Here is a 405-nt window from a genome sequence, read left to right as displayed (position 1 = left end):
ATTCGGAAATCTGCGGATCAAAGCTTGTTTGCTAGCTCCCCGCAGCTTATCGCAAGCTACTACGTCCTTCATCGCCTGTAATCGCCAAGGCATCCGCCATGTGCACTTATTCACTTGTCCCTATAACCTTGACGGCTATAGGCAAGCATTTACTACTTTGTGATGATGAGTTTTACTACCCTAAGTGTGTAATTACTTACACGCTTAAATAAAACTTTACTTCTTCCAGATTGTTAAAGAACGGTACAGCAGATAAGTGTGAGCACTTGAAGCGTGCGACTCTAGAAAGGAGGTGATCCAGCCGCACCTTCCGATACGGCTACCTTGTTACGACTTCACCCCAGTCACGAATCCTACCGTGGTAAGCGCCCTCCTTGCGGTTAAGCTACCTACTTCTGGTAAAAC

General features: G+C 46.4%; 2 rRNA genes. Both read right to left on the bottom strand.

Going from position 1 to position 405, the window contains the following annotated elements:
- Window positions 1–120: ribosomal RNA gene (locus GTP58_RS30875) — 23S ribosomal RNA — on the bottom strand; the annotation flags it as partial.
- A 165-nt stretch (window positions 121–285) separates the two neighbouring features.
- Window positions 286–405, bottom strand: a 16S ribosomal RNA gene (locus tag GTP58_RS30870); the annotation flags it as partial.

The sequence above is a fragment of the Duganella sp. CY15W genome, assembly GCF_009857555.1.
Classification (GTDB): domain Bacteria; phylum Pseudomonadota; class Gammaproteobacteria; order Burkholderiales; family Burkholderiaceae_D; genus Rugamonas; species Rugamonas sacchari.
The sequence above is the reverse complement of the archived record's forward strand: the minus strand, read 5'-3'. Positions and strand labels throughout refer to the sequence as shown.